Annotated in this window: 3 protein-coding genes; 2 read left to right on the top strand and 1 reads right to left on the bottom strand. The window is 47.7% G+C overall.

What is annotated here, in order from left to right; genetic code table 11:
• Together Q0991_RS08705 and pdxH are read left to right on the top strand one after the other, a co-directional pair.
• A partial coding sequence (locus tag Q0991_RS08705; protein WP_299487453.1) for a heme oxygenase (biliverdin-producing) occupies window positions 1–750 on the top strand: 750 nt, incomplete at its 5' end.
• An 88-nt stretch (window positions 751–838) separates the two neighbouring features.
• Window positions 839–1,465 (top strand): pyridoxamine 5'-phosphate oxidase, encoded by a 627-nt coding sequence (gene pdxH, locus Q0991_RS08700; protein ID WP_299487452.1) that lies wholly within the window; start codon window positions 839–841, stop codon window positions 1,463–1,465.
• A 380-nt stretch (window positions 1,466–1,845) separates the two neighbouring features.
• Here the strand turns inward: pdxH and Q0991_RS08695 are convergent.
• Window positions 1,846–2,887 (bottom strand): VWA domain-containing protein (locus Q0991_RS08695; protein ID WP_299487451.1); only part of this gene is annotated, 1,042 nt, incomplete at its 5' end.

Here is a 2,887-nt window from a genome sequence, read left to right as displayed (position 1 = left end):
ATGGCCAGCAATCTCGCATCCCGACTAAGGGACGGCACACAACAGTCCCATACTGCTGCTGAGAATACAGCTTTTATGAAGTGTGTTCTCAAGGGAATGGTAGTGCGTGAGTCTTTTCGCAAATTGCTTGCTAACCTATATTACGTCTACAGCACACTGGAAGAAGCACTTCAGCGTCATCAAAATCATGCAGTGGTGGGTGCGATCTATTTCCCAGAGCTGAATCGCACCCCCAACTTGGAGCTGGATTTAGTCTTTTACTATGGTGAACACTGGCGCAACCAAATCCAGCCTTTGAACGCTGGATTGGCTTATGTCAAGCACATTAGGGAAGTTGCTGCACACTCACCAGAACTGCTGGTTGCCCATGCCTATGTTCGCTATATGGGGGATTTATCAGGAGGACAAAGCCTGAAAAAAATCATTCGCACCGCTTTAGACTTACCACCCGGTCGCGGCACAGGGCTGTATGAGTTTGAGCAACTCCCAACCCTCGAAGCTAGACATACATTCAAAGCCAAATACCGAGATACTCTCAATAGCCTGCCCCTTAATCAAGCAACCATTCAACGGATTGTTCTTGAAGCGAATGCGGCCTTCGAATTCAATCGAAAGGCCATGCTGGAACTGGAGGCTGAGGTAAAAGCTGAGATCGGTGAGCCTGTATTTAATCTCGTGACCCACCAGGAGAAACTGGGAAGTACTGTAAAGACTGCTGGAAGAGCAGTTGAGTTAATTGATACTGAGTAAAGCTTGGAAGGGGGTATCAGAAATTCCCCTTCCCTCTCTCTGATGCCTCCTCTTTATTCCTTGATCCATATCATCATGAATCGCTTAAATGGCTTGGGACAAACACAACAAATTTGGACTTCAGCTACAGGACCTAGATCAGGATCCAGTAGCCCAATTTGAATGCTGGTTTCAACAAGCTTGTGAAGCCAATATCCCAGAGCCCAATGCCATGATATTAGGAACCGTTTCTCGTGAAGCACAGCCCTTTATGAGAACAGTGCTTCTAAAGTCCTTTGATGTTAATGGCTTTGTCTTCTTTACCAACTACACCAGCAGAAAAGCTTGTCACATAGGGGCAAACCCACAGGTCTCGCTACTGTTTCTTTGGATCGCGCTAGACCGTCAAATCCAAATTCTGGGCACTGCTACCAAAATTCCAACTACAGAATCTCTGAAATACTTTGCAACTCGGCCTCGCGGGAGTCAAATTGGAGCTTGGTGTTCTCATCAAAGTTCTGTAATTTCCTCCCGCGCAGTACTGGATTCAAAATTTGAAGAGATGAAACAGAAGTTCCTCACGGGTGAAATCCCTTTACCTTCTTTTTGGGGTGGGTATCGGGTTGTTCCCCATAGTTTTGAATTTTGGCAAGCCCGACACAATCGCCTCCATGATCGATTCCTATATACGAAACAAGAAGGTGCATTTTGGGAGATTCAGCGATTATCCCCGTGATGGTAGGCGTGATAAGACTAGTCATGCTTTTCGTAACAGTTCATATCTATTTGAGTGAATGACCGAGTGTTATGAGTAGTCCATTGGCTTACTATTTGCAAGAAGAAGTGTGGCAAGCTCGTGCTGATACTGAGAACACCGCATTTATCAAATGCTTTTTCAAAGGTGTAGTTAATCAGGAGTCCTTCCATCAATGGTTATGCTCTAGATCTGTTTGATCAGCAATTAAACTGCCACACCAAATTCATATCGGTTAATGAACAGACTCAGGGCAGAAACCTTCTGGAACATTAGGTCCGAGCTTTTTTTGACCATGATTCAACCTTGTTTATTTGCCTGGAAGTGGTGTTCACTCTTACCCAACAATTCCAAGCAGCACCTCAGGCAACTTCATGCAGGGCAGCCTGGGTCGTTGCTGCAATGTCTCGTTGGCTGGCTTTGGGGAGCTGATAGTATTTCCCGCAGGCATGCTGAGCCACCTCTGCTAAAAATCCTGTAGAAATGAACTTATTTTCTGTATCAATCAACAATAGTTGCAAACCGAATGCATAGAGTTTGGTGGCTATCTCCAGTACCTCATCTTTGATTCTTTGTTTCTCGATTTCTGGGGAAGGTTGTCCTAAGGACTGGGATAAGGAAATATTGGCTCGACCATCGGTAATGAGAATGATGACTATCTGGTTCACATCCTTAGATTGCAGCGCATTTTGCCCCACATGAATTGCCTGTGCTAAAGCATGGGCTAGGGGTGATCCTCCGCCACAAGGCAGATGTTCTAGCCGCCTGCGAGCCGCTGCAATGGAGCGGGTTGGGGGTAGCAACACCTCGGCTTGTTCGCCTCGAAAGGCAATGAGCGCGACTTGATCTCGATGGCGATAGGCTTCAGCCAAAATCTGTAAGGCGGCTACTTTGGCAGCTTCCATGCGATTCAACGCCATTGACCCGGAAGCATCCACCACAAAAATAATCAGGGCACCCGCTTTTCGGGCTAAGCGCTTGGTGCGAATGTCCTGCTCCTCAACGATTACCCGACGACCCGGTTGGCGACGATGGCGAATTTTTTGATAGGGTGCAGCGGCTCTTAAAGTGGCATCCACCGCAATTCGCTGAATGTCGCCCTTGGGAAACATGGGTTTGACATAACGACCCCGGTCTTGGGAATAAATCAATCCCCGCCCACCCGCTTTTCCGCGTCGCCGATGAGCCAACTGGGCAAAATACAGCACAGACGGATCGAGAATCACCCCTTCTGCTTCAAAGATAAATTCCTCGGGAATCCTTAGTGGCTGCTCTTCTGAGGGTTCCTGCTCTTGAGTCTCGTCTGGGTCCTGTTGGGATTCGGCTGGGTCTGCTGGTGGGGGTGGTGAAGGTGACTCTGGGGGCAGGTCAATGAGGGTTGATCGAGGAATAATCGCAAACTCT

Origin of the sequence: Acaryochloris sp. IP29b_bin.137 (assembly GCF_028285745.1) — a bacterium.
In the GTDB taxonomy this organism is placed as follows: domain Bacteria; phylum Cyanobacteriota; class Cyanobacteriia; order Thermosynechococcales; family Thermosynechococcaceae; genus Acaryochloris.
The sequence above is the reverse complement of the archived record's forward strand: the minus strand, read 5'-3'. Positions and strand labels throughout refer to the sequence as shown.